The 19,733-nt window shown below is 70.9% G+C and carries 20 protein-coding genes; 9 read left to right on the top strand and 11 right to left on the bottom strand.

All coding sequences use genetic code 11. The annotated features are described in order from the left end of the window. Window positions 1-18: 18 nt before the first annotated feature. Window positions 19-2,085, bottom strand: a complete 2,067-nt coding sequence (locus AB0259_RS07165; RefSeq protein WP_366222629.1) for an NAD(+) synthase — start codon at window positions 2,083-2,085, stop codon at window positions 19-21. 101 nt (window positions 2,086-2,186) lie between these two features. Between AB0259_RS07165 and AB0259_RS07160 the strand changes: the two genes are divergently transcribed. After that, a complete protein-coding gene (locus AB0259_RS07160) occupies window positions 2,187-5,732 on the top strand; it encodes a TM0106 family RecB-like putative nuclease (protein ID WP_366222630.1) in 3,546 nt (1,181 codons plus the stop codon). Here AB0259_RS07160 and upp read toward each other — a convergent pair. After that, on the bottom strand, window positions 5,717-6,349 hold the full coding sequence (gene upp, locus AB0259_RS07155; RefSeq protein WP_251578538.1) for a uracil phosphoribosyltransferase: 633 nt from the start codon (window positions 6,347-6,349) through the stop codon (window positions 5,717-5,719). The genes AB0259_RS07160 and upp overlap by 16 nt on opposite strands. 67 nt (window positions 6,350-6,416) lie before the next feature. Between upp and AB0259_RS07150 the strand changes: the two genes are divergently transcribed. Beyond that, window positions 6,417-6,845 (top strand): nucleoside deaminase, encoded by a 429-nt coding sequence (locus tag AB0259_RS07150; RefSeq protein ID WP_366222724.1) that lies wholly within the window; start codon window positions 6,417-6,419, stop codon window positions 6,843-6,845. A gap of 8 nt (window positions 6,846-6,853) precedes the next feature. Here AB0259_RS07150 and AB0259_RS07145 read toward each other — a convergent pair whose 3' ends face one another. Next, complete coding sequence (locus AB0259_RS07145) at window positions 6,854-7,966, bottom strand: alpha/beta hydrolase (RefSeq protein ID WP_366222632.1); 1,113 nt, start codon at window positions 7,964-7,966, stop codon at window positions 6,854-6,856. 43 nt (window positions 7,967-8,009) lie between these two features. Between AB0259_RS07145 and proC the strand changes: the two genes are divergently transcribed. Beyond that, a complete protein-coding gene (gene proC, locus AB0259_RS07140; protein WP_366222634.1) occupies window positions 8,010-8,843 on the top strand; it encodes a pyrroline-5-carboxylate reductase in 834 nt (277 codons plus the stop codon). A gap of 9 nt (window positions 8,844-8,852) precedes the next feature. On the opposite strand, the gene AB0259_RS07135 is transcribed toward proC, so the two are convergent. Continuing rightward, window positions 8,853-10,100: an MFS transporter gene (locus AB0259_RS07135; RefSeq protein WP_366222635.1), complete on the bottom strand. Its 1,248-nt coding sequence runs from the start codon at window positions 10,098-10,100 to the stop codon at window positions 8,853-8,855. 64 nt (window positions 10,101-10,164) lie between these two features. On the opposite strand from AB0259_RS07135, the gene AB0259_RS07130 reads away from it, so the two are divergent. Further along, window positions 10,165-10,662: a MarR family transcriptional regulator gene (locus tag AB0259_RS07130; RefSeq protein ID WP_366222636.1), complete on the top strand. Its 498-nt coding sequence runs from the start codon at window positions 10,165-10,167 to the stop codon at window positions 10,660-10,662. Between the two features lie 6 nt (window positions 10,663-10,668). Here AB0259_RS07130 and AB0259_RS07125 read toward each other — a convergent pair whose 3' ends face one another. Together AB0259_RS07125 and AB0259_RS07120 are read right to left on the bottom strand one after the other, a co-directional pair. Next, window positions 10,669-11,340 carry a TrkA family potassium uptake protein gene (locus tag AB0259_RS07125; protein WP_064003900.1) on the bottom strand — a complete coding sequence of 224 codons (672 nt, stop codon included), beginning with the start codon at window positions 11,338-11,340 and terminating at the stop codon, window positions 10,669-10,671. Continuing rightward, window positions 11,333-12,775 (bottom strand): potassium transporter TrkG, encoded by a 1,443-nt coding sequence (locus tag AB0259_RS07120; RefSeq protein ID WP_251578548.1) that lies wholly within the window; start codon window positions 12,773-12,775, stop codon window positions 11,333-11,335. Before AB0259_RS07120 ends, AB0259_RS07125 begins: the two co-directional genes overlap by 8 nt. A 67-nt stretch (window positions 12,776-12,842) precedes the next feature. Between AB0259_RS07120 and AB0259_RS07115 the strand changes: the two genes are divergently transcribed. From AB0259_RS07115 to AB0259_RS07095, 5 genes are all read left to right on the top strand, one after another. Continuing rightward, window positions 12,843-13,247, top strand: a complete 405-nt coding sequence (locus AB0259_RS07115) for a metalloregulator ArsR/SmtB family transcription factor (protein ID WP_366222639.1) — start codon at window positions 12,843-12,845, stop codon at window positions 13,245-13,247. A 100-nt stretch (window positions 13,248-13,347) separates the two neighbouring features. Beyond that, window positions 13,348-13,539, top strand: coding sequence for a helix-turn-helix domain-containing protein (locus tag AB0259_RS07110; protein ID WP_018186843.1), 192 nt, complete (start codon window positions 13,348-13,350; stop codon window positions 13,537-13,539). An 81-nt stretch (window positions 13,540-13,620) separates the two neighbouring features. Then, window positions 13,621-13,719: an AURKAIP1/COX24 domain-containing protein gene (locus AB0259_RS07105; RefSeq protein ID WP_003792170.1), complete on the top strand. Its 99-nt coding sequence runs from the start codon at window positions 13,621-13,623 to the stop codon at window positions 13,717-13,719. Window positions 13,720-13,815: 96 nt separating this feature from the next. Next, window positions 13,816-14,073: a glutaredoxin family protein gene (locus AB0259_RS07100; RefSeq protein ID WP_366222641.1), complete on the top strand. Its 258-nt coding sequence runs from the start codon at window positions 13,816-13,818 to the stop codon at window positions 14,071-14,073. Next, window positions 14,070-14,369, top strand: a complete 300-nt coding sequence (locus AB0259_RS07095; RefSeq protein ID WP_251578554.1) for a Dabb family protein — start codon at window positions 14,070-14,072, stop codon at window positions 14,367-14,369. The genes AB0259_RS07100 and AB0259_RS07095 overlap by 4 nt, the downstream gene beginning before the upstream one ends. A 7-nt stretch (window positions 14,370-14,376) precedes the next feature. On the opposite strand, the gene AB0259_RS07090 is transcribed toward AB0259_RS07095, so the two are convergent. The 5 genes from AB0259_RS07090 to AB0259_RS07070 form a co-directional block, all read right to left on the bottom strand. Then, complete coding sequence (locus AB0259_RS07090) at window positions 14,377-15,483, bottom strand: ABC transporter ATP-binding protein (RefSeq protein WP_366222643.1); 1,107 nt, start codon at window positions 15,481-15,483, stop codon at window positions 14,377-14,379. Further along, on the bottom strand, window positions 15,480-16,283 hold the full coding sequence (locus tag AB0259_RS07085) for an ABC transporter permease subunit (protein WP_251578558.1): 804 nt from the start codon (window positions 16,281-16,283) through the stop codon (window positions 15,480-15,482). The genes AB0259_RS07090 and AB0259_RS07085 overlap by 4 nt, the downstream gene beginning before the upstream one ends. Then, the gene (locus AB0259_RS07080) at window positions 16,280-17,206 is read right to left on the bottom strand and encodes an ABC transporter permease (protein ID WP_366222646.1); all 927 of its coding nucleotides are present in this window, start codon (window positions 17,204-17,206) and stop codon (window positions 16,280-16,282) included. Before AB0259_RS07080 ends, AB0259_RS07085 begins: the two co-directional genes overlap by 4 nt. 14 nt (window positions 17,207-17,220) lie before the next feature. Then, window positions 17,221-18,357: an ABC transporter substrate-binding protein gene (locus tag AB0259_RS07075; protein ID WP_366222647.1), complete on the bottom strand. Its 1,137-nt coding sequence runs from the start codon at window positions 18,355-18,357 to the stop codon at window positions 17,221-17,223. Window positions 18,358-18,498: 141 nt separating this feature from the next. Beyond that, window positions 18,499-19,662, bottom strand: coding sequence for a mechanosensitive ion channel domain-containing protein (locus AB0259_RS07070; protein ID WP_366222649.1), 1,164 nt, complete (start codon window positions 19,660-19,662; stop codon window positions 18,499-18,501). Between the last annotated feature and the right edge of the window lie 71 nt (window positions 19,663-19,733).

The following is a 19,733-nucleotide window of genomic DNA, read 5'->3' as shown; positions in this document are numbered from 1 at the left end:
CATCATCGCACCCGCACGTCAGTGCGACGGGCGGGGGAAGGCGGCGTCGAGATCGGCGAGCCAGGCCGCGGCATTGCCGTCGGAGGGTGCGCGCCAGTCGCCCCGGGGCGAGAGCGAGCCCGCGGGCGAGACCTTCGGGGCGTTGGGCACGGCGCTGCGCTTGAACTGCGCGAATCCGAAGTAGCGCTGCAGGAACACCCGCAGCCACCGCACGATCGTCTCGCGGTCGAAGGCGTACCGCTCGTCCTCCGGGAAGCCGGGGGGCCACGCCCCGGCATCCGCGTCCGCCCATGCCTGCTCGGCCAGGAACACGATCTTCGACGGGCGGAAGCCGTAGCGCAGCACGTGGAAGAGCGTGAAGTCGTGCAGCGCGTACGGGCCGATCGTGCTCTCGGTCGACTGCACCTTGCCGTCCGCGCCCGCCGGCACCAGCTCGGGGCTGATCTCGGTGTCGAGCACTGCCCGGAGCACCTCTTTCGCGCGGTCGGTGAGGGTCGTCCCCGACTCGTCGCTGTGCGCGATCACCCACCGGATGAGGTGCTGGATGAGGGTCTTGGGGACGCCCGCGTTGACGCCGTAGTGCGCCATGTGGTCGCCGACGCCGTAAGTCGCCCAGCCGAGGGCGAGTTCGGACAGGTCGGAGGTGCCGATGACGATGCCGCCGCGCTGGTTCGCGAGGCGGAAGAGGAAGTCGGTGCGTGCGCCCGCCTGGACGTTCTCGAACGTGACGTCGTACACCGGCTCGCCCTCGGCGAACGGGTGTCCGAGTCCCGTCAGCAGCTCGGTGGCCATCGGCCGGATGTCGATCGTCTCGATCGTCGCTCCGATCGCCTCGGCGAGGGCGATCGCGTTCGACTTCGTGTGGTCGCCGGTGGCGAAGCCCGGCATCGTGAACGCGAGGATGTCGCTGCGGGGCCTGCCCATCCGGTCCATCGCGCGGGCGACGACCAGCAGAGCGTGCGTCGAGTCGAGGCCGCCCGAGACGCCGATGACCGGCTTCGGCTGTCCGATCGCGCGCAGGCGCTGCTCGAGACCGGAGACCTGGATGTTGAACGCCTCGTAGCAGTCGAGGTCGAGACGGGCCGGGTCGTCGGGGACGAACGGGAACCGGTCGAGCGGTCGTCGGAGTCCGCGGACGGATGCCGCCGCGGCGACGGTGAACGGGATGCGGCGCACGGGCACCCCGACGCTGCGCGCGTTGTCCTCGAAGGTGCCCTGGCGCAGCCGGTCCTGGCGCAGCCGGTCGAGATCGACGTCGGCGACCGCCCGGCGCGGACCGTCGGGAAAGCGCTCGGTCTCGGCGAGGAGGGTGCCGTTCTCGTAGATGATCGTCTGCCCGTCCCACGAGACGTCGTTGGTCGACTCACCCTGTCCTGCGGCGGCGTAGACGTAGGCAGCGAGACACCGGAAGGACTGCGACTGCGCGAGGATGCGGCGGTCCTCGGCGCGGGCGATGGTGATGGGGCTCCCCGACAGATTCGCGAGCACCGTCGCGCCCGCGAGCGCGGCGTGCGAGGACGGCGGCACGGGCACCCAGAAGTCCTCGCAGATCTCGGCGTGCACGACGAGTCCCGGCACGTCCGTCGCCTCGAACAGCAGGTCGGTACCCACCGGCACCTCCGCGCCGGCGAGGGCCATGTGGCTCGGCGCGTCGTCGCCGCGGGCGTACCAGCGCGACTCGTAGAATTCGCGGTACGTGGGGAGGTGGGACTTCGGCGCGACGCCGAGGACGCTGCCGCGGTGGATGACGACGGCGCAGTTGTAGAGCCGGTTCTCGATCCGCAGGGGAGCGCCGACGATCAGCAGAGGGGTGAGGTCGGCGGATGCCGCGACCAGGCGGTCGATCGCGACGAGGACGGCATCCAGGACGACGTCCTGCATCACGAGGTCTTCGATCGCGTACCCGGTCAGCCCCAGCTCGGGGAAGACCGCGACGGCGACACCGTCGTCGTGACAGGCGTGCGCGCTCGCCAGGATCGACTCGGCGTTGGCGGCGGGATCGGCGATGGCCACCGGCACCGTGCACGCGGCGACGCGGGCGTACCCGTGCCGGTACGGGTTCTCGAAAGGCAGCTCCTGGGTCACGGGTCCAGTCTGTCAGGTGCCTGCCCGCCCGCCATGGGGCTTGTGCGTGCTCGGGAAGCATGTCGGTGGTCGCGGATAGTGTCGGTTCCCGAGAGGGGATCATGCGATACATCGAAGACGACGGCCGGATCGTCTGGAGCGCGAGCGACCTGAAAGCCGCGGCCGAGTGCGAATTCGCCTGGCTGCGGGCGATCGACGCGAAGCTCGGCCGGATCGCGGCGGTCGAGGACCCCGAGGACCTCACGCTCGAGCGCGCGGGACGTCTCGGCACCCAGCACGAGCGCCGGGTGTTCGAGGCCTATCGCGACGCGCACCCCGGAGCCGTGGTCGAGATCGCCGAGACCCGGTCGTCGGATGCGGCAGGCCTCGCCGCCGCGGTGGCCGCGACCGACGCGGCGCTCGCCGACCCCGACGTGCGGGTCGTCTATCAGGCGGCGTTCTCCACCGACGAGTTCGTCGGGTTCGCCGATTTCCTCGTGCGTGCCGCCGACGGCCGCTGGATCGTGCAGGACACCAAGCTCGCCCGACACGCTCGCGTCACCGCACTGATGCAGCTGGCGGCATACGTCGATCAGCTCGACCGCCTCGGCGTCACGCGCGCCGACGAGGTGCAGCTGCTGCTCGGCGACGGCACCGTCTCCACCCACGCCGTGCGCGACCTGATGCCGGTGTTCGGACTCCGTCGCGACAGGCTCCGCGCGCTCATCGCGGACCGCGACGTGCCCGCGGGGTCCTCGGGATCGCCGATCCCGTGGGGCGACGACCGAGGCGAGCTCCGCGTCGTCGCCTGCGGGCGATGCGCGACGTGCGACCTCGAGGTCGTCGCGCACCGCGACCTGCTGCTGGTCGCCGGTATGCGACCCGTTCAGCGCGACCGCCTGCGGGCAGCGGGGGTCGCGACCATCGACGCCCTGGCAGCGTCCCGCGAGGCCCCGCCGCGGATGTCGTGGGACACCTTCTCGGGGCTGCGCACGCAAGCGAGGCTGCAGCTCGAGAGCCCGGCCGGCGGCGTCGACGACGCCCCGGTGCCGACGGGCATCGCTCCGGCGGGACCCGCGATCCCCACCTTCGACGTCGTCTTCCCGAAGGCGCTCGGCGCCCTCCCGCGTCCCGACCACGGAGATCTGTTCTTCGATTTCGAGGGCGACCCCCTCTACACCGAGGGCGCGGCGGTGCAGTGGGGGATCGACTACCTCTTCGGCTGGGTCGACGAGACCGAGCAGTACTCCGCCCTGTGGGCCCATTCCTTCGCCGACGAGAAGCGGGCGCTCGAGGAGTTCCTCGAGTTCGTCGCGGTCCGCCGCCGCACGCATCCCGGCATGCACATCTACCACTACGCCCCGTACGAGCCGACGCACCTGCTCGCGATGGCGGCGAGGCACGGGGTGGGGGAGGCGGCAGTCGACCGGCTGCTGCGCGACGGCGTCTTCGTCGACCTCTACCCGATCGTCCGTCGCGCCCTCCGCGTCGGGTCTCGGTCCTACTCCATCAAGAAGCTCGAGCCCCTCTACATGGGCGACGAGGTCCGGACCAGCGACGTCCAGCGAGGGGATGACTCGATCGTCCGCTACGTCGAGGCACGTGCGCTCGAGGACGCCGGTGACGATGCAGCGGCCCGCCTCATCCTCGACGACCTCGCCGACTACAACCGCTACGACTGCGTGTCGACTCGTCGCCTGCGGGACTGGCTCGTCGACCGTGCCCGAGAGGCGAAGCTGGTGCCCTCGCGTGAGCCCGAAGCGGGGGAGGCGGTGTACGAGCCGTCGCCGCGCGCAGAAGCGCTCGCCCGCTTCGCGGTGGATGCCGAGGACGAGGTCGTCGCCCAGGCGCTGCGCCTCGGAGCGGCGGCCATCGACTACTACCCACGCGAGGCGAAGACCTTCTGGGCCACGCACTTCCTGCGACTGCGCGAGCCGGTGTCCGTCTGGGAGGACACGCGCGACGTCGTGGTGGTCGACCGCGACCGCTGTCGCGTGCTGACCGACTGGCATCGACCGGAAGGTCTCACCGCGGTGCGCCGCGTCGTCGAGATCCGCGGCGAGTTCGCCCCTGGCACGCGCCTCACCGTCGGTCAGAGTCCGTACGCCGTCTACGAACTGCCGGCCCCCTTCCCGATCGAGACCAGCCCGCGTTGGATCCACGCCGCGCGCTCCGTCTCCGTCGTCGATGTCCTCGACGACGGGGTCGTGATCGAGGAGAACGCCTACCAGGGCTTCACATGGCAGGAGCTCCCCGTCGCACTGACCCCGCCGGCGCCGCCGCGCGCCGGAAGCCAGCAGGCCGCGATCGACGAGTGGGCGGACGCCGTGCTGGCGGCATCCCCCACCCTCCCCGCCGACCCGGCCACCGACCTCCTGCTGCGCCGGCCGCCGCGACACGAGGGGCCGCTCCCGCGCACCGGCGACGACGTCGCCGACATCGCGGCCGCGCTCGTCGGCCTGGACGACGGCTACCTCGCGGTGCAGGGCCCGCCCGGCACGGGCAAGACCTACGTCGGATCGCACGTGGTGGCGCGTCTGGTCCGTGAGAAGGGCTTCCGTGTCGGCGTGGTCGCGCAGTCGCACAACGTCGTCGAACACATGCTCGACCGGATCGTCGCCGCGGGGCTCGATCCGGCACTGGTCGCGAAGGCACCGAAGGGTGCTGCGACCGGGGACGAGCGGTTCACCGTGATCGCGAAGAACCAGCTGGCGGGCTACATCGAGTCGCAGCCCGCCGGATTTGTCGTGGGCGGTACGGCGTGGGATCTGACCCACACCGGGCGGGTCGCGCGCCGGTCCCTCGACCTGCTGGTCATCGACGAGGCGGGGCAGTTCTCGCTCGCCTCCACCATCGCGGTGTCGGCCTCAGCCCGTCGACTGCTGCTTCTCGGCGACCCGCAGCAGCTGCCCCAGGTCAGTCAGGGAACGCACCCGGAACCGGTCGACACGTCTGCACTCGGGTGGGTCATGGACGATCACGCCGTGATCCCCGCCGACCGCGGCTACTTCCTCGCTCGGACCCGTCGGATGCGTCCCGAGGTCGCCGAGCCGGTCTCCCAGTTGGCCTACGAGGGGCAGCTGGAGGCGCACCCCGACACGGCGCTGCGCGCACTCGACGGCGTTCCCGCCGGCGTCGTCCCCGTCCCCCTCGCGCACACGCGCAACGCGACGCAGTCTCCCGAAGAGGCCGACGAGGTCGTGCGCATCGTCCGCGATCTCGTGGGGGCGCCCTGGACGGACGCGGGAATCACCCGTCCGCTGGAGGCGGAGGACGTCATCGTCGTGACTCCCTACAACGCCCAGCAGGTGCTGGTGGAGGAGACACTGACCGGGGCCGGCTTCCCGGGCGTCCGCGTCGGGACCGTCGACCGGTTCCAGGGCCAGGAGGCGGCCGTCGTCGTGGTCTCGCTCGCGGCGTCCTCCGGTCGGGACGCCCCGCGCGGGCTCGAATTCCTGCTGCTGCAGAACCGCATCAATGTCGCCGTCTCCCGTGCCATGCACACGGCGTTCGTGGTCTACGGCACGGGCCTGCTCGACGACCTTCCCCGCACGCCCGACGGCGTCACCCGACTGAGCGCCTTCGCACGCCTGGTCGGCGCGGGCGGTCTCCCGTCGCACGCCGCCACGGACGGCGACAGAAGGGTGTCGCCTCAGACCGTCCCGTAAAGACGGTCGCCCGCGTCGCCGAGTCCGGGCACGATGTAGCCCTTCTCGTTGAGTCGCTCGTCGAGGGCACCCAGGACGAGCGTGACGTCGCGGTCGCCGACCTGTTTCTCGATCGCGGCGAGGCCCTCCGGCGCGGCCAGGATGCAGACCGCGGTGACGTCCTGCGCACCGCGGGCGAAGAGGAAGTCGATCGCGGCACCCAGCGAGCCGCCTGTGGCGAGCATCGGGTCGAGGACGAAGCACTGGCGGTCGCTCAGGTCGTCGGGGAGACGTTCGGCGTACGTGTACGGCTCGAAGGTCTCCTCGTTGCGCGCCATCCCGAGGAAGCCGACCTCGGCGGTCGGGAGCAGGGTCGTCATGCCGTCGAGCATGCCGAGGCCCGCGCGCAGGATCGGGACGACGAGCGGGCGCGGCTCGCTGATCTTCAGCCCCGTCGTGCGGGTGACCGGGGTCTCGATCTCGATCTCCTCGACGCGCACGCCGCGGGTCGCCTCGTAGGCGAGGAGGGTGATGAGCTCCGCCGTCAGCTGACGGAACACCGGCGAGGTCGTGCGCTTGTCGCGCAGCACCGTGAGCTTGTGGGTGATGAGGGGGTGGTCGGCGACGTGCACACGCATGGGTCCAGGCTACCGGGGCTACGCTGACGACGTGAGTCTGCCCGTCCCCGCCGCCGACGATACGGCGATGGCGCGAGCGCTCGACCTCGCCGCCCTGGCGGCCGGCCACGGTGACGTGCCGGTCGGGGCGGTGGTGACGCGTGCGGGGCTGATCGTCGGCGAGGGACGCAACCTGCGCGAACGCGACGGTGATCCGCTCGCGCACGCGGAGGTCGTCGCGCTGCGGGCCGCGGCATCCGCTCTCGGTTCCTGGAACCTCGACGACTGCACGCTCGTGGTGACGCTCGAGCCGTGCGTCATGTGCGCGGGGGCGATCCTGCAGACCCGGGTCGCGCGCGTCGTGTTCGGCGCATGGGACGAGAAGGCGGGAGCCGCGGGATCGGTGCACGACCTGCTGCGGGACCGACGGATGCCGCACCGGGCGGAGGTGCTCGGCGGGGTCCGCGCGGCGGACGCGGCGGACCTGCTGCGGAACTTCTTCGACGAGAGGCGCTGAGCGACCTGTCAGTCCGACGAGCTGAGGATGATGGCCTCGGTGGGCGGTGCGGGGGATGCCGGCGATCCGATGTAGCCGGTCAGCTCCAGGAGCGCGCGTCGGAAGACCGCGGGGCGCTCGAGGTGCGGGGTGTGACCGACGCCGGGCAGTGCGAGCTCGGTGGCGATGCCCCCGGCATCCGTGTACCGCCGCAGCACCTCGCGGGTCTGCGCCACCATCGGCTGGGCCGGGGCGACGTCGGCGCCCGGCCAGTCGGGGATGATCCCCAGCGCGCCGAGGTGGTTCGGGTCCGAGAAGGACGTGTCGGAGACGACCGGGTCGAGCACGCCGCGCACCCAGAGGATCGAGGGCTTCTCGGGCAGATCGACGATGCCCGAGACGTCGAAGTTGCGGGGCGCCAGGGCGTTGAGCACGCCGACCCGGCCGGGCGCGTAGCCGGGCCAGTGCGGGCTCGTCACGGACTCGCCCGGGTAGTTGCCCGTGGCGGTCGAGGTGGAGAGCATGGCCTCGATCCAGAGGTCCTCGCGCTCGGTCCGGAAGCCCTCGGCGACGAAGCTCGCCCGGAAGACGCTCCGCGGTGACGTGGACGCGTCGGCGCCGGTCTCGCGCGCGGTCAGCCGACGGACGAACTCCGGGTTGGCGGTGCCCGCCCCGCAGCCCGCGTCGTCATCGGTCAGCCGGGACCCGTCGAGCCGGGTGCCGCCCAGGCCGAAGGGCGAGACGGGCGACTCGAGCAGGATCGTGCGCACCGGGTGATCGAGAGCGAACTGCAGCGCGACGGCACCACCGAGATCCCACCCGACGAGGTGCGGTGCCTCGATGCCGAGTTCCGCCAGGGTGGCGGCCACGTCGTCGCTGAGGTCGCGGACGCCGCGGGAGGCGTCGACCGGCATGTGCTCCGTGCCCCCGAAACCGCGCAGATCGACGGCGACCACCCGGAACTCGGCGGGCAGATCCTGCATGAGCTCCTGCCAGACGAGGGCGGACGACAGGGCGCCGTGCAGGAGGACGACGGTGCGCTCGGGATCGGCGTCGGCGGTGTCGCCGACGCGCTCGAGGATGTTGACGCTCAGCCGGTCCGTGTCGATGATGCGGGACGTGATTCCGTCGAGGAGGGTCATGAGGCGATGATAAGCCGCGGGGGTGGATGACAGGATGGAACGCATGACGCACCACCTCCCGCCCGTCGCCATCCTCGGAGCCGGTTCGATGGGGGGTGCGATCGCGCAGGGCATCTCCCGCTCGGGTCAGGCCGCGTCGGTCGTGGTGACCAACCGCACGGCCGCCAAGGCGAGCGAGCTCCAGGGGCTGACGGGCGTGACGAGCCTGGCCCTCGCGGAGGTTCCGACGGCGAACGCGGATGCCGCGGCGTCCGCGGACATCGTGCTCGTCGGCGTCAAGCCCGCGATGGTCCCCGACGTGCTCCGCGAGATCGCCGGCTCGCTGCGCCCCGGGACGATCGTCGTGAGCCTGGCGGCGGGTGTCACCATCGAGACGTTCGAGTCGATCGTCGGGCCCGAGATCCCCGTCATCCGCTCGATGCCGAACACTCCGGCCGTGGTCGGCAAGGCCGTCACCGGGCTCGCGGCCGGGTCGACGGCGACGGCGGAGCACATCGCGCTCGTGCGCGCGCTGTTCGAGACGTGCGGTGTCGTGATCGAGGTGCCCGAAGCGCAGATCGACGCGCTGTCCACCGTCTCGGGATCGGGGCCGGCGTACGTGTTCCTGCTGGTCGAGGCGCTCACCGAGGCCGCACGCGGAAAGGGCTTCGACGAGGACGACGCGCGACTGATGGCGGAACAGACCTTCATCGGCGCGGCGGCTCTGCTCGAGGCGACCGGCGACGATCCGGCTGAGCTGCGCCGCCGGGTCACGAGCCCGAAGGGCACGACTGAGCGCGCCATCGGCGTCCTGCAGACGGCGAACCTCGACGGACTCTTCTCGCAGGCGACGGATGCCGCGCTCGCCCGCGCTCGTGAGCTCGCGAGCGGCGTCTGACGCATCCGCTCAGGCGTCGCCGAGGGTGAGATCCTCTGCCGTCGCCCGCTCGCTCAGTCGCGCGGTGTGGTCCGCGCGCCCGATGAGGCGCCGCAGCGCGAACAGGAGGGCGGCGCCGATCGCGGCCGAGATCGCGGCAGCGGCGTAGGGCGCTCCGACGCCGAAGACCGCCAGCGCGGTACCCACGGGGGCCCCGATGGCGCCGCCGAAGAAGCGGAAGCCCGAGTACGCCGAGCTGGCGACGGCGCGCGGAAGGGTGGTCGCCTCCATCGCCGCCTCCGTCAGGATGGTGTTCACCGCCCCGATCTCGATGCCCAGCAGCACGACGCAGACGATCAGCAGCGGCCGGGACCCCGCGCTGAGGGTGGCGAGCACGTGCGTCGCGGCGAACGCGACGAGGAACCAGAACAGCACCGAGACGACCGAGAAGCGCCGTGTCAGCTGGGGAGCGATCACGACGCCCGCGATCGCGAGCCCGACGCCGAAGCCCATCATGACCAGGCCGATGCCGATGGCCGGCAGCTCCAGGGCGTAAGGCGTGTACGAGAGGGTCACGAAGAAGCCCGCGTTGTAGAGGAAGGCGACGACGCTGATGGCCAGCAGGCCGCGGTCGGCGAACGCGCGGAAGGGCGCGCTCACCGTGCTGCGCTGTGCGGCGTGGCCGGGGTCGCGCACGAGGGACAGCAGGGCGACGACGCCGACCGCCAGGAGGGAGGCGGTCCCCCAGAACGCCGCGAACCAGCCGATCTCGCCGAGCAGTCCGCCCAGGAGGGGGCCGGCGGCCAGGCCGATGCCGAGAGCGGCCTCGTAGAAGATGACGGCGTGCTCGCTGCGGCCGCCCGAGGCGGAGACGATCGACGCCAGCGCGGTCGACAGGAACAGCGCGTTGCCGAGCCCCCACACGGCGCGGAAGGCGATGAGCGCGCCGATGCTCGGCGAGAGGGCGCAGCCGACGGCCGCCAGCGCGATGACGCTCAGCCCGAGGATCATGACGGCACGGGTGCCGATGCGGGTCGACAGCCAGCTCGTGAAGAACATCGCCGAGGCGGTCACCGCGAGGTAGCTCGTGAACAGGAACGATGTCTCGACGGGGGCGGCGTGGAGCTGTGCGGCGACGGTCGGGAGGATCGGACCGACGAGGCCGATGCCCATGAAGGCGATCATCGCGGCGAAGGCGATCGCCCACACCGCGGGCGGCTGGGAGAGCAGGCGAGGTGCGGGTGCGACGGGGCGGGTTCCGGTGTCGACAGCGGTCATTCGTCCAATCGTACACCGATGATTCACCGGTAAACTAAATCGGATGCATCGCTACAGTGGAGCTGTGACCGAGCGCGCCGACTTCATCGATCGGATCCGCGCCGCCTGGGCGGCGGAGATGCCCACCATGGACACGTCGCCCATCGACGTCTGGGGCAGGCTGAACCGCGCCTCCGTGCTGGCGACGGCGCAGATCGAACGGCTGCTCGCCGACAGCGGTGTCACCCGCTCCGAGTTCGACGTCCTCTGCGCCCTGGCACGCACGGGACGCCCGCTGCGTGCCAGCGAGGTGACCGCCGAGACGATGCTGAGCGGCGCGGCGACGACCAAACTCACGACGCGCCTCGAGTCCGCGGGGCTTCTGCGCCGCGAGCGGTCGGACCGCGACGGACGCGCGGTGCAGCTCTCGCTGACGGATGCCGGTCGTGCCCTCGTCGAGCGCGAGATGCCGCGCGCGCTCGCCCATGACGAGCGGCTCCTCGACGGGCTCAGCGCCGCCGAGCGGCAGACCCTCGCAGAGCTCCTCGCGCGGCTGCTCGCGAACGCGCAGCGCGAGGCCTGAGCCCGGTCAGCGGTCGAGCGACGCGAAGCGCTCGATGTCGGAGTTCGTGCCCGACACGATGATGAGGTCGTGGTTGGTCACGACGGTCGTCGCCTCGGCGTAGCGGAACGGCTTGCCGGGGCTCTTCACCCCGACGACGGTCACGTTGTACTTCGAACGGACACCCGACTCGTTGAGCCCGACACCGCGGATGAACCGCGGCGGGTACATCTTGGCGAGGACGAAGTCGTCGTCGAAGCGGATGAAGTCCAGCATCCGCCCGCTGACGAGGTGTGCCACGCGCTCGCCGGCCTCGCGCTCGGGGTAGATGACGTGGTTGGCGCCGACGCGAGCGAGGATCTTGCCGTGCGACTGCGAGACCGCCTTCGCCCAGATCTGCGGGACCTTGAGATCGACGAGGTTGGCGGTGATGAGGACGGATGCCTCGATCGAGGAGCCGACGGCGACCACGGCGACCTGGAAGTCCTGCGCACCGATCTGCTTCAGGGCCTCGATGTTGCGCGCGTCCGCCTGCACGGCGTGGGTGACGCGCTCGGACCACTTCTGCACGAGATCCAGGTTGTCGTCGATCGCGAGGACATCCCGGTCCAGGCGGTCGAGTTCGCCCGCGCACGCGGCGCCGAAGCGACCGAGTCCGATGACGAGGACGGGCGAATCGCTGCGCAACTGCTCAACCAACGATGGGCCTTTCCACGGGCAGCGCATAATGCTGCGTTCGGCTGGTCGCGGCCACCGCCGCGGCGAGTGTCACTGTACCAACGCGGCCCATGAACATCGTGAGGGCCATGACGAAGACGGCGGGGTCGGGCAACTCCTGCGTGAGTCCCGTCGACAGGCCCACGGTCGCGAAGCCCGACACGACGTCGAAGAGCACCTCGTCGAGGGGCGCCTTCGTGAGATGTGCGATGGTGATCGTCGACAGCGCGACGATCGTCGCGCCCCACGCGACGACCGACAGGGCGACGCGCTGCACGTCGCTCGGGATGCGGCGGCCGAACGCCGACACGCTGGGGCGGCCCTTCGCCTCCGACCACACCGCGAGGGCGAGCACAGCCAGGGTGGTGACCTTGATCCCTCCCGCGGTGGAGGCGGACCCGCCGCCGACGAACATGAGCATCGAACCCACGACGATGGAGGACTCGTGCAGCTCGCCGATGTCGATGACCGAGAAGCCGCCGGAGCGGGTCATCGCCGACAGGAACAGGGCCTGGAACGTCGTGTCCCACGCATCCATCGTCCCGAAGGTCTTGGGGTTGCCGTACTCCAGGATCACGAACGCGATCGCGCCGGCGAAGAACAGCACGATGGTCGTGATCAGGGTCAGCTTGACGTGGATCGACCAGCGGCGGACGTGCCAGTGGTGCTTCCAGAGGGCGTAGATGACGGGGAATCCGATGGAGCCGAGGAACACGCCTGCCATGAGGACGGTGAGGAGCAGGTAGTTCTGCGCGAACGGCGTCAGCCCTTCGGCGTTCGGGGCGAACCCCGTGTTCGTGAAGGCCATGGCCGCGTAGTACGGCGCCTCCCAGAGCGCCGTCAGCGGGTCGATGCCGCTGGCCAGCAGCATCGGGTAGAGGAGCACGGCGAGCGCGGCCTCGATCACGAGCGTCGACAGCGCGACGGTCGCCAGCAGCTGGCCCACCTCGCCGAGGCGGACGGCCTGTCCCTCGTTCACGGGGCCGCCGTGGGCCCGCATGGGGTTGCTGTCGCCGGCTGCGAGCAGCTTGGCCCGCAGGCCCAGGCGCTTGGAGATGACCAGGCCCAGGATCGAGGCGAGCGTGAGGACGCCGAGAGCGCCGACGTTGACGCCGATGAAGACGACGACGTGCCCGAGCGGCGACCAGTGGGTCGCCATGTCGACGGTGGCGAGGCCGGTCACGCAGATGGTGGACACGGCCGTGAACAGCGCGTCGGGGAGCGGCGTCACGCGGCCGTCCGAGGCCATCACCGGCAGCGAGAAGATCGCGGTGAACAACAGGATGAGGGCCGAGAAGATGAGGACGGCGAATCGCGACGGCGACGCGGTGGCCAGGTCGCGCATCGCGGAGAACACCCGTCGATGCCACGCCGGTCCGCGCCGGGGCGCGCGCTCGTCGACGGCAAGGCCCGTCATTCGCGCCCCTTTCTCATTCGGATCGATGTCATGGTACTCCCGCGCACGGGCGGGCTAACCTAATGCCATGGCGGACATCTTCGACGTGATCGCCGACGGCACCCGTCGGGACATCCTCCAGCTGCTGCGCGAGCGAGGGGCGTCGGGGGAGAAGGGGACGAGCGTCTCGCAGATCGTCTCCGCCCTGGGCGTGAGCCAGCCGACGGTCTCCAAGCATCTGAAGGTGCTGCGGGAGGCATCCCTCGTCTCCGTCCGGGAGGAGGGCCAGCACCGGTACTACAGCCTGTCTCCGGCACCTCTGGATGCCGTGGACGACTGGCTGTTCCCGTTCTTCGCGGTGGACGACGACGACCTGCCGTCGGCGCCTGCGCTGCCGGACGGCGCGGCGCATGCCGCCGAGGTCGTGGGTCGCGCAGCGGCGTCGGCGAAGCATGCCGTGGCGAGCGTGTTCCACAAGCTGCCGGGCCGGTGACCGGCGCTCTGCCACACGAGTCACACCGGTTTACACACGTCCCAGCCACCCCCTAATGTGGAGGAATTCACGGGGGTTGAAAACCATAAAGGGGACACCAATGTCGGACATCTCGGATGTGCGCTTTCTCACGGTCGCGGAGGTCGCGGATCTCATGCGCGTCTCGAAGATGACCGTCTACCGCCTCGTGCACTCCGGCGAGCTTCCCGCCGTACGCTTCGGCCGCAGCTATCGCGTCCCCGAGACGGCCGTCACCGCAGCACTGCAACGTCCCATCGCCGACGTCGGCTAGACTGATCCGAGGCATTTTTCCGTCTTGCCGTTCCCGGACGCCGACACCGCGCGTCCAGACCCCGACTTAGTGAGGTTTACCGTGGGTTCAGTCATCAAGAAGCGCCGCAAGCGCATGGCGAAGAAGAAGCACCGCAAGCTGCTTCGCAAGACTCGCCACCAGCGCCGCAACAAGAAGTAAGCGGCATCGCACACAAGCGCCCCCGTCCGGTCCGCCGGTCGTCGGGGCGCTTCGTGTTGCGTCCGCGACGTGGATGAGCGGGAGAGAATGGATGCCGTGACCGCACTCACCCTCATCTCCAAACCGGACTGCCACCTCTGCGACGTCGCGCGCGAGATCGTCGACACGGTGGTGGCGGACCTGCCCGAGGGGCGGGTCGACGTCGAGGAGCTCTCGATCGCGGACGATCCGGCGCTCTACGCGACGTGGTGGGAGAAGATCCCGGTCGTCCTCATCGACGGCGAGTTGCACGCGCACTGGCGTCTGTCCGCCGATCGCCTGCGCTCCGCGCTGACCCGGAAGGAATCCGCATGATCCGTCACGTCGTGGTCTGGAAGATGGCCGCCGAGGACGCGCACACGCGCGCCGAGCACGCCGCCGAGGTGGTGCGGCTCCTGCGCGGTCTCGAGACCGCGGTGCCGGTGATCCGATCGCTGAGCGTCGGGACCAACGTCGCGGTCCCCGAAGCGAACGCCGACGTGTCGCTGGTCATGGACGTCGACGACCTCGACGCGCTCGAGGCCTACCAGATGCACCCCGCCCACCAGGAGGTCGCGGCGTACATCCGCAGCGTCACCGGCGGCCGGATGGCCGTCGACTTCGAGGTCTGACCGGCGCTCAGTCGCGCGTCCTGACCGACACCGGAACCGGTGCCACCGCGACGCGCACCCGCTCGCCGTACTCCAGCCGGTCGTCCGCGGGATGCTGCAGCCGCACCAGGGCGCCGTCGTCCGTGCGGACGAGGGTGCGACGGATGCTGCCCAGGAACGTGCTCTCCTCCACGACGGCGCCGATGCCTTCCCCAGCGCCGACGAGACGGACGTTCTCGGGTCGGACGAGTGCCTCGACGGGCCCCTCGAGCGCACCGGAGTGAATCGGGACGGAGGTGCCCCAGATCTCGACGGCACCGGCCGAGGCGACGCCCGGGAGGGCGCTGGACAGCCCGACGAATCCGGCGACGTCGGGCGTGGCCGGTCGCAGGTAGAGGTCCTCGGGCGTCCCGATCTGCGCGATGCGGCCGGCTGCCATCACGGCGATGCGGTCGGACACCGCAAGCGCCTCCTCCTGGTCGTGGGTGACGAAGATCGTCGTGATCCCCAGACGCAGTTGGATGCGGCGGATCTCGTCGCGCAGCTGAACGCGCACCTTGGCGTCGAGCGCCGAGAGCGGCTCGTCCAGGAGCAGCACACGCGGCTCGGTCACGAGGGCGCGGGCGAGCGCGACGCGCTGCTGCTGGCCGCCCGAGAGCTGGTGGGGGAACCGGTCGGCGAGGTGGCCCAGGCCGACCAGGTCGAGGGCTTCCGCCGACCGGCGCCGTGCAGCGGAGGTGTCCACGCGGCGGCGGCGCAGGCCGAAGGCCACGTTGTCGATGACGCGCAGATGCGGGAACAGCGAGTAGGCCTGGAACACCATCCCGATGTCGCGCTTGTTCGTCGGCGTGCGCGAGACGTCCGTCCCGCCGAAGGCGACGGTCCCCCCGGTGGCGGCCTCCAAGCCGGCGATGACGCGCAAGGCGGTGGTCTTGCCGCATCCGGACGGACCGAGCAGCGACACGAACTCGCCGGGCGAGACGTCGAGGTCGACGCCGTGCAGCACGCGCGTCGGGCCGTAATCCTTCACGATGGCCCGCAACTCGACCCGGGTCCCCTCGTTCGCGCCGGCGAGGAGGGCGTTGTCGGCGGTGCGCGGGAGCACCCGCGCGGCGGGGGTGGATTCGAGGGTCACGAGGTCTTCCTTCCGGTGCCGACGCGTCCCGCGCGGCCGATGACGAGGAGCAGGACGAACGCGAAGGCCAGCGCCAGCAGGGTGAAGATCGCCGAGGCCCAGGCATCCTGCTTGTTGATGACGACGAGGCCCGTCTGCAGCACCTGACGGTTCAGGAGCGACGCGATGGTGAATTCGCCGAGGACGACGGCGACCGAGATGAGGGATGCCGCGAGCAGCCCCTGACGCAGGTTCGGCGCGACCACGCGCAGCAGCACGCTGGCCCACCCCGCGCCGAGGGTGCGGGCCGCTTCGGTCAGCGTCGCGAGATCGACCGCGTCGATCGCCGCCTGGATGGAGCGGTAGGCGAAGGGCAGGACGAGCACGCCGTAGGCGAAGGCGAGGGTCCACGCGCCGGTTCCGACGGTGCGGCCGATCTGCAGGTAGATGGGGGCAAGGCCCACGACGAGGACGATCGCGGGGATCGTGATGGGCAGCAGCGCGAGGAACTCGAAGGCGCGGCGCAGCCGGGGGAACCGGAGATTCACCAGGACCATCGTGGGCGCGAAGACGAACAGGACGATCGCCACCGTCACCAGCGCGAGGATGAGCGAGTTGACCAGGCCTGTCCACACGGGGCGATACTTCGCCGACAGCGCCGGGTCGAACAGTGCCGCCCAGCGCTCGAGGGTGAGGGATCCGTCGGGGGCCGTGAGCGTGAACAGTGCCGTCGCCAGGAAGGGGACGGCGAAGACCACACCGATGAGCAGCCCGATCGTCCAGCGCGTCGCCGCTGAGGGGGCGAGCGATGCGGGGCTCACGACTGCCACCGGGCGGCACGCCGCTGGATGAGGGCATACGCGACCATCACGAGGGCGACGACGACGATCATCCCGAGCGCGAGCGCACCGGCGAGGTTCTCGCGGCCGAGGACGGTCTCGCTCGTGAGGGCGGTGCGGATCTGCAGGGGCACGATCTGGGATCCCTGGCTGGCGAGCGCGGCCGCCGTCGCGTAGGAGGAGAAGGCGTTGGCGAACACCAGCAGGAAGCTCGCGAGGAACGAGGGGGCGAGCACCGGCATCCCGATCTGCGGCCAGAAGCCACGCACCGTCCCGCCGAGCGTCAGGTGCGCCTCGAGCCACTGCGGCCTGAGGGCCGACAGCGCCGGCATGAAGGTGATGACCATGAGCGGCACCTGGAAGATGATGTAGGCGGGGATGAGTCCCGGCAGCGCGTAGATCCAGGCGCCGCCGGCGAAGATCTGCACGCCGAGCAGATCGTCGAGCAGACGCGTCACGACCCCCTGCGTCCCGATGGTCGCGATGAGGACGAAAGCGAGCATCACACCGCCGAACTGCGCGAGAACCCCGGATGCCGCATCGACCGTCGTGCGGACGATGCCGGTCTCGGGAAGGCCGAGCATCGCGACGCAGACGAGGGCCCCCAGCACCGCGCCGATCGCGGCGGTCAGCAGGGAGACCCCGGTGGAGTTCGCGAAGGTGGTGAGGACGACCGGATCGACGAGCGCTGCGATGTTCTCACCCGTGAGGGCTCCCGACCCGTCGACGAACCCGGTCGCGAGAGCGAGGACGGTGGGCAGGACGAGGAACAGGGCCAGGTAACCGGCGAAAGGCGCGAGCCCGAGCCACGACCAATCGATGCGGCGCCCCCCGCGGGGGGCCGGAGCATGCCGCTCCGACCCCCCGGGCGCGCCGAGCGGGGTGCCCGTCGCCGGGCTCCCCACCGGTGCCGTCGTCGTCACTGGACCGCGGCGGCCCAGTTCGCGCCGAGCAGCTCGCCCGCGGCGGTCGACTGCGCCTCGGTGGGCACCACCGTCTCGGCCGGAGCCTCGGGGAGCGCCGCCGCGAGGTCGGCGTCGATCGTGCCGGCCTCGGTCATCGCCTCCATGCGGACGGGCCGAGCCCCGCCCTTCAGCCACAGGTTCTGCACCTCGTCGCTGTAGAGGAACTCCTGCCAGAGCCGCGCCGCGGCCGGGTTCGGCGCGTCGACGTTGATGGCCTGGTTGTAGTACCCGGCGTAGCCGACGCCGTCGAAGACGACCGTCTCCCAGGTGGGCACGTCCGCCTTGTGGGCCGCGTTGAGGTAGTCCCAGTCGAAGACGACGGGGGTCTCCCCGCTCGCGACCGTCGCGCTCGTGACGTCGAGCTTGAGCATGTTGCCGGCCTTGTTCAGCTCGCTGAAGAAGTCGACGCCGGGCTGGAAGTCGTCGAGCGTCCCGCCCGACTGCACGGCGGCCAGTCCGACGGCGGCGAAGGCGGCGCCCGCCTGGGTCGGGTCGCCGTTGATGGCGACCGAACCGCGGAACTCGTCGCCGAGCAGATCGTCCAGCTCGGCGGGCGCGTCGAACTTCGCAGAGTCGTAGCCGACGGACATGTAGCCGCCGTAGTCGCCCACGAACAGGCCCGTCGGCTCCTTCAGCGCCTCGGGGATCTCGTCCCAGGTCTGCACCTTGTAGGCGGCGAAACGGTCGGTGTTCTGCAGGGCGACGGTGAGACCGAGGTCGAAGACATCGGGGGCGGTGTCGAGGCCCTCGTTCGTCTCGGCGGCGGTGATCTCCTCGGCGCTCGAGATGTCGGGCGACTGCTCGTTGATCGTGATCTCGGGGTAGCGCTCGGCGAACAGGTCGAGGATCTCGCCGTAGTTGGCCCAGTCGCGGGGGAGCGCGATGACGTTGAGGTTGCCCTCGGCCTTGGCGGCGGCCTCGAGGTCGGCGAACGAGCCGAAGTCGGCGACGCTCGTCGCGGTGGCCGCCGCGGGGCCCTCGCCGGCGGCGTTCTCGGCGTCGGGGCTGCCGGCGCAGGCCGCCAGCGACAAGGCGGCGATGGTGGTGAGGCCGACAGCGACGGACGCGCGGCGCGGGAACAGACGGGACATGCGATTCCTCTCGGGTGGTCCTGCGCGTGCGGATGAGCGCGGCATGCAGGGGGGACGAGGGGAAGCTACGACCGCCGGATGGACCGCCGGCCCCCGGCCGGTGAACGGCCGGTGACCGTCGGGGGACGGGTGGTCGGCCGCTCAGCGCTCCGTGTCGGGTTCGCGGACGACCGGGATCGCGTTGGTGAAGGTCGAGGCGCGGCGTTCGGCCTCGACGCTCCCCGTGAAGAGGCCGTCGTGACGGCGGGTCTCGGTGTCCTGCGCCGGCGCGGCACCCGCGGCATCCGTCATCCGCACACGCTGAACGGGGACCGCGTCGGGCATGGTGCGCTGCACCCAGGTCACCATCGCCTCACGGACGAGGCAACGCAGGTCGAAGAGCGTGGGCGCGTCCTTCGCGGTCACGAGGATGCGGACACGCACGTAGCCGGCGATCGCGTCGGTCACCTGCAGCACGGCGGTGCGTCCGTCCCACAGGTCGGTCCCCGCCACGACGTCGTGCAGGTGCTCCCGCATCCGCTCGGGCGAGACGTTCCAGTCGAGGTCCATCTCGACGGCGCCGAGCAGCTCGGACCCTCGTCGGGTCCAGTTCTCGAACGGGGTGGTCGTGAAGTACGTGCACGGGAGGACGAGGCGGCGGTCGTCCCAGAGGTCGAGGACGACGTAGCTCAGGGTGATCTCGCCGACGCGGCCCCATTCGCCGTCCGCCACGACCACGTCATCGACCCGCAGCGAGTCGCTGAAGACGATCTGGAGCCCCGCGAACACGTTGGCGAGAACGGACTGCGCCGCGAGTCCGGCGACGACCGAGGCGATGCCGGCCGAGGCGAGCACGCTCGCGCCGACCGCGCGCACCGAGTCGAAGGTCAGCAGCACGGCGCCGATCCCGATGATGACGATGATGGCGATCGCGAGGCGCCGGACGACGAGCGTCTGCGTGCGGATGCGGCGGGCCACCCGGTTGTCGGGCACGTCGATCCGGTAGCGGCCGAGCGCGATGTCGGTGGCGACGACCACGAGCGAGGCGAGCAGCCAGGCGCTCGCCGCGATGATCGCGATGGTGAGGATCTGGGTGAGGATGCTGCCCCACGTCTCGTCGGGGAACGACACCCGGACGGCGACCCAGAGCCCCGCGACGAGCAGAAGCATCCGGAACGGGGCGCGCGAGTGCCGGCTGAGGACGCCGGCCCACCGCCGACGTCGCGCGACGATCGCCAGCACGATCGTCGCGATCACAGCGACGACGACGCCTGCGGCGACGGCGATGAGGACCGCGACACCGAACTGCGTCCAAAGATCCCACACGGGCTGCTCCTTCCGGTCGGGGAGTCAGCCACGATACGGCGAACGCCCGGCCGAAACCGAGCGCTTGCCGA

The organism is Microbacterium sp. NPDC080005 (assembly GCF_040702445.1).
Lineage (GTDB): Bacteria > Actinomycetota > Actinomycetes > Actinomycetales > Microbacteriaceae > Microbacterium > Microbacterium oleivorans_D.
Note: the sequence above shows the minus strand (reverse complement) of the source record. Positions and strands in the feature narration are given on the sequence as shown.

Bases quoted from the DNA above. Each gene is read 5' to 3' on its own strand.
- AB0259_RS07160 (WP_366222630.1), top strand. From the start codon at position 2,187: ATGCGATACATCGAAGACGACGGCCGGATCGTCTGGAGCGCGAGCGAC.
- upp (WP_251578538.1), bottom strand. From the start codon at position 6,349: ATGCGTGTGCACGTCGCCGACCACCCCCTCATCACCCACAAGCTCACG.
- AB0259_RS07150 (WP_366222724.1), top strand. From the start codon at position 6,417: ATGGCGCGAGCGCTCGACCTCGCCGCCCTGGCGGCCGGCCACGGTGAC.
- AB0259_RS07145 (WP_366222632.1), bottom strand. From the start codon at position 7,966: ATGACCCTCCTCGACGGAATCACGTCCCGCATCATCGACACGGACCGG.
- proC (WP_366222634.1), top strand. From the start codon at position 8,010: ATGACGCACCACCTCCCGCCCGTCGCCATCCTCGGAGCCGGTTCGATG.
- AB0259_RS07135 (WP_366222635.1), bottom strand. From the start codon at position 10,100: ATGACCGCTGTCGACACCGGAACCCGCCCCGTCGCACCCGCACCTCGC.
- AB0259_RS07120 (WP_251578548.1), bottom strand. From the start codon at position 12,775: ATGACGGGCCTTGCCGTCGACGAGCGCGCGCCCCGGCGCGGACCGGCG.
- AB0259_RS07115 (WP_366222639.1), top strand. From the start codon at position 12,843: ATGGCGGACATCTTCGACGTGATCGCCGACGGCACCCGTCGGGACATC.
- AB0259_RS07110 (WP_018186843.1), top strand. From the start codon at position 13,348: ATGTCGGACATCTCGGATGTGCGCTTTCTCACGGTCGCGGAGGTCGCG.
- AB0259_RS07095 (WP_251578554.1), top strand. From the start codon at position 14,070: ATGATCCGTCACGTCGTGGTCTGGAAGATGGCCGCCGAGGACGCGCAC.
- AB0259_RS07075 (WP_366222647.1), bottom strand. From the start codon at position 18,357: ATGTCCCGTCTGTTCCCGCGCCGCGCGTCCGTCGCTGTCGGCCTCACC.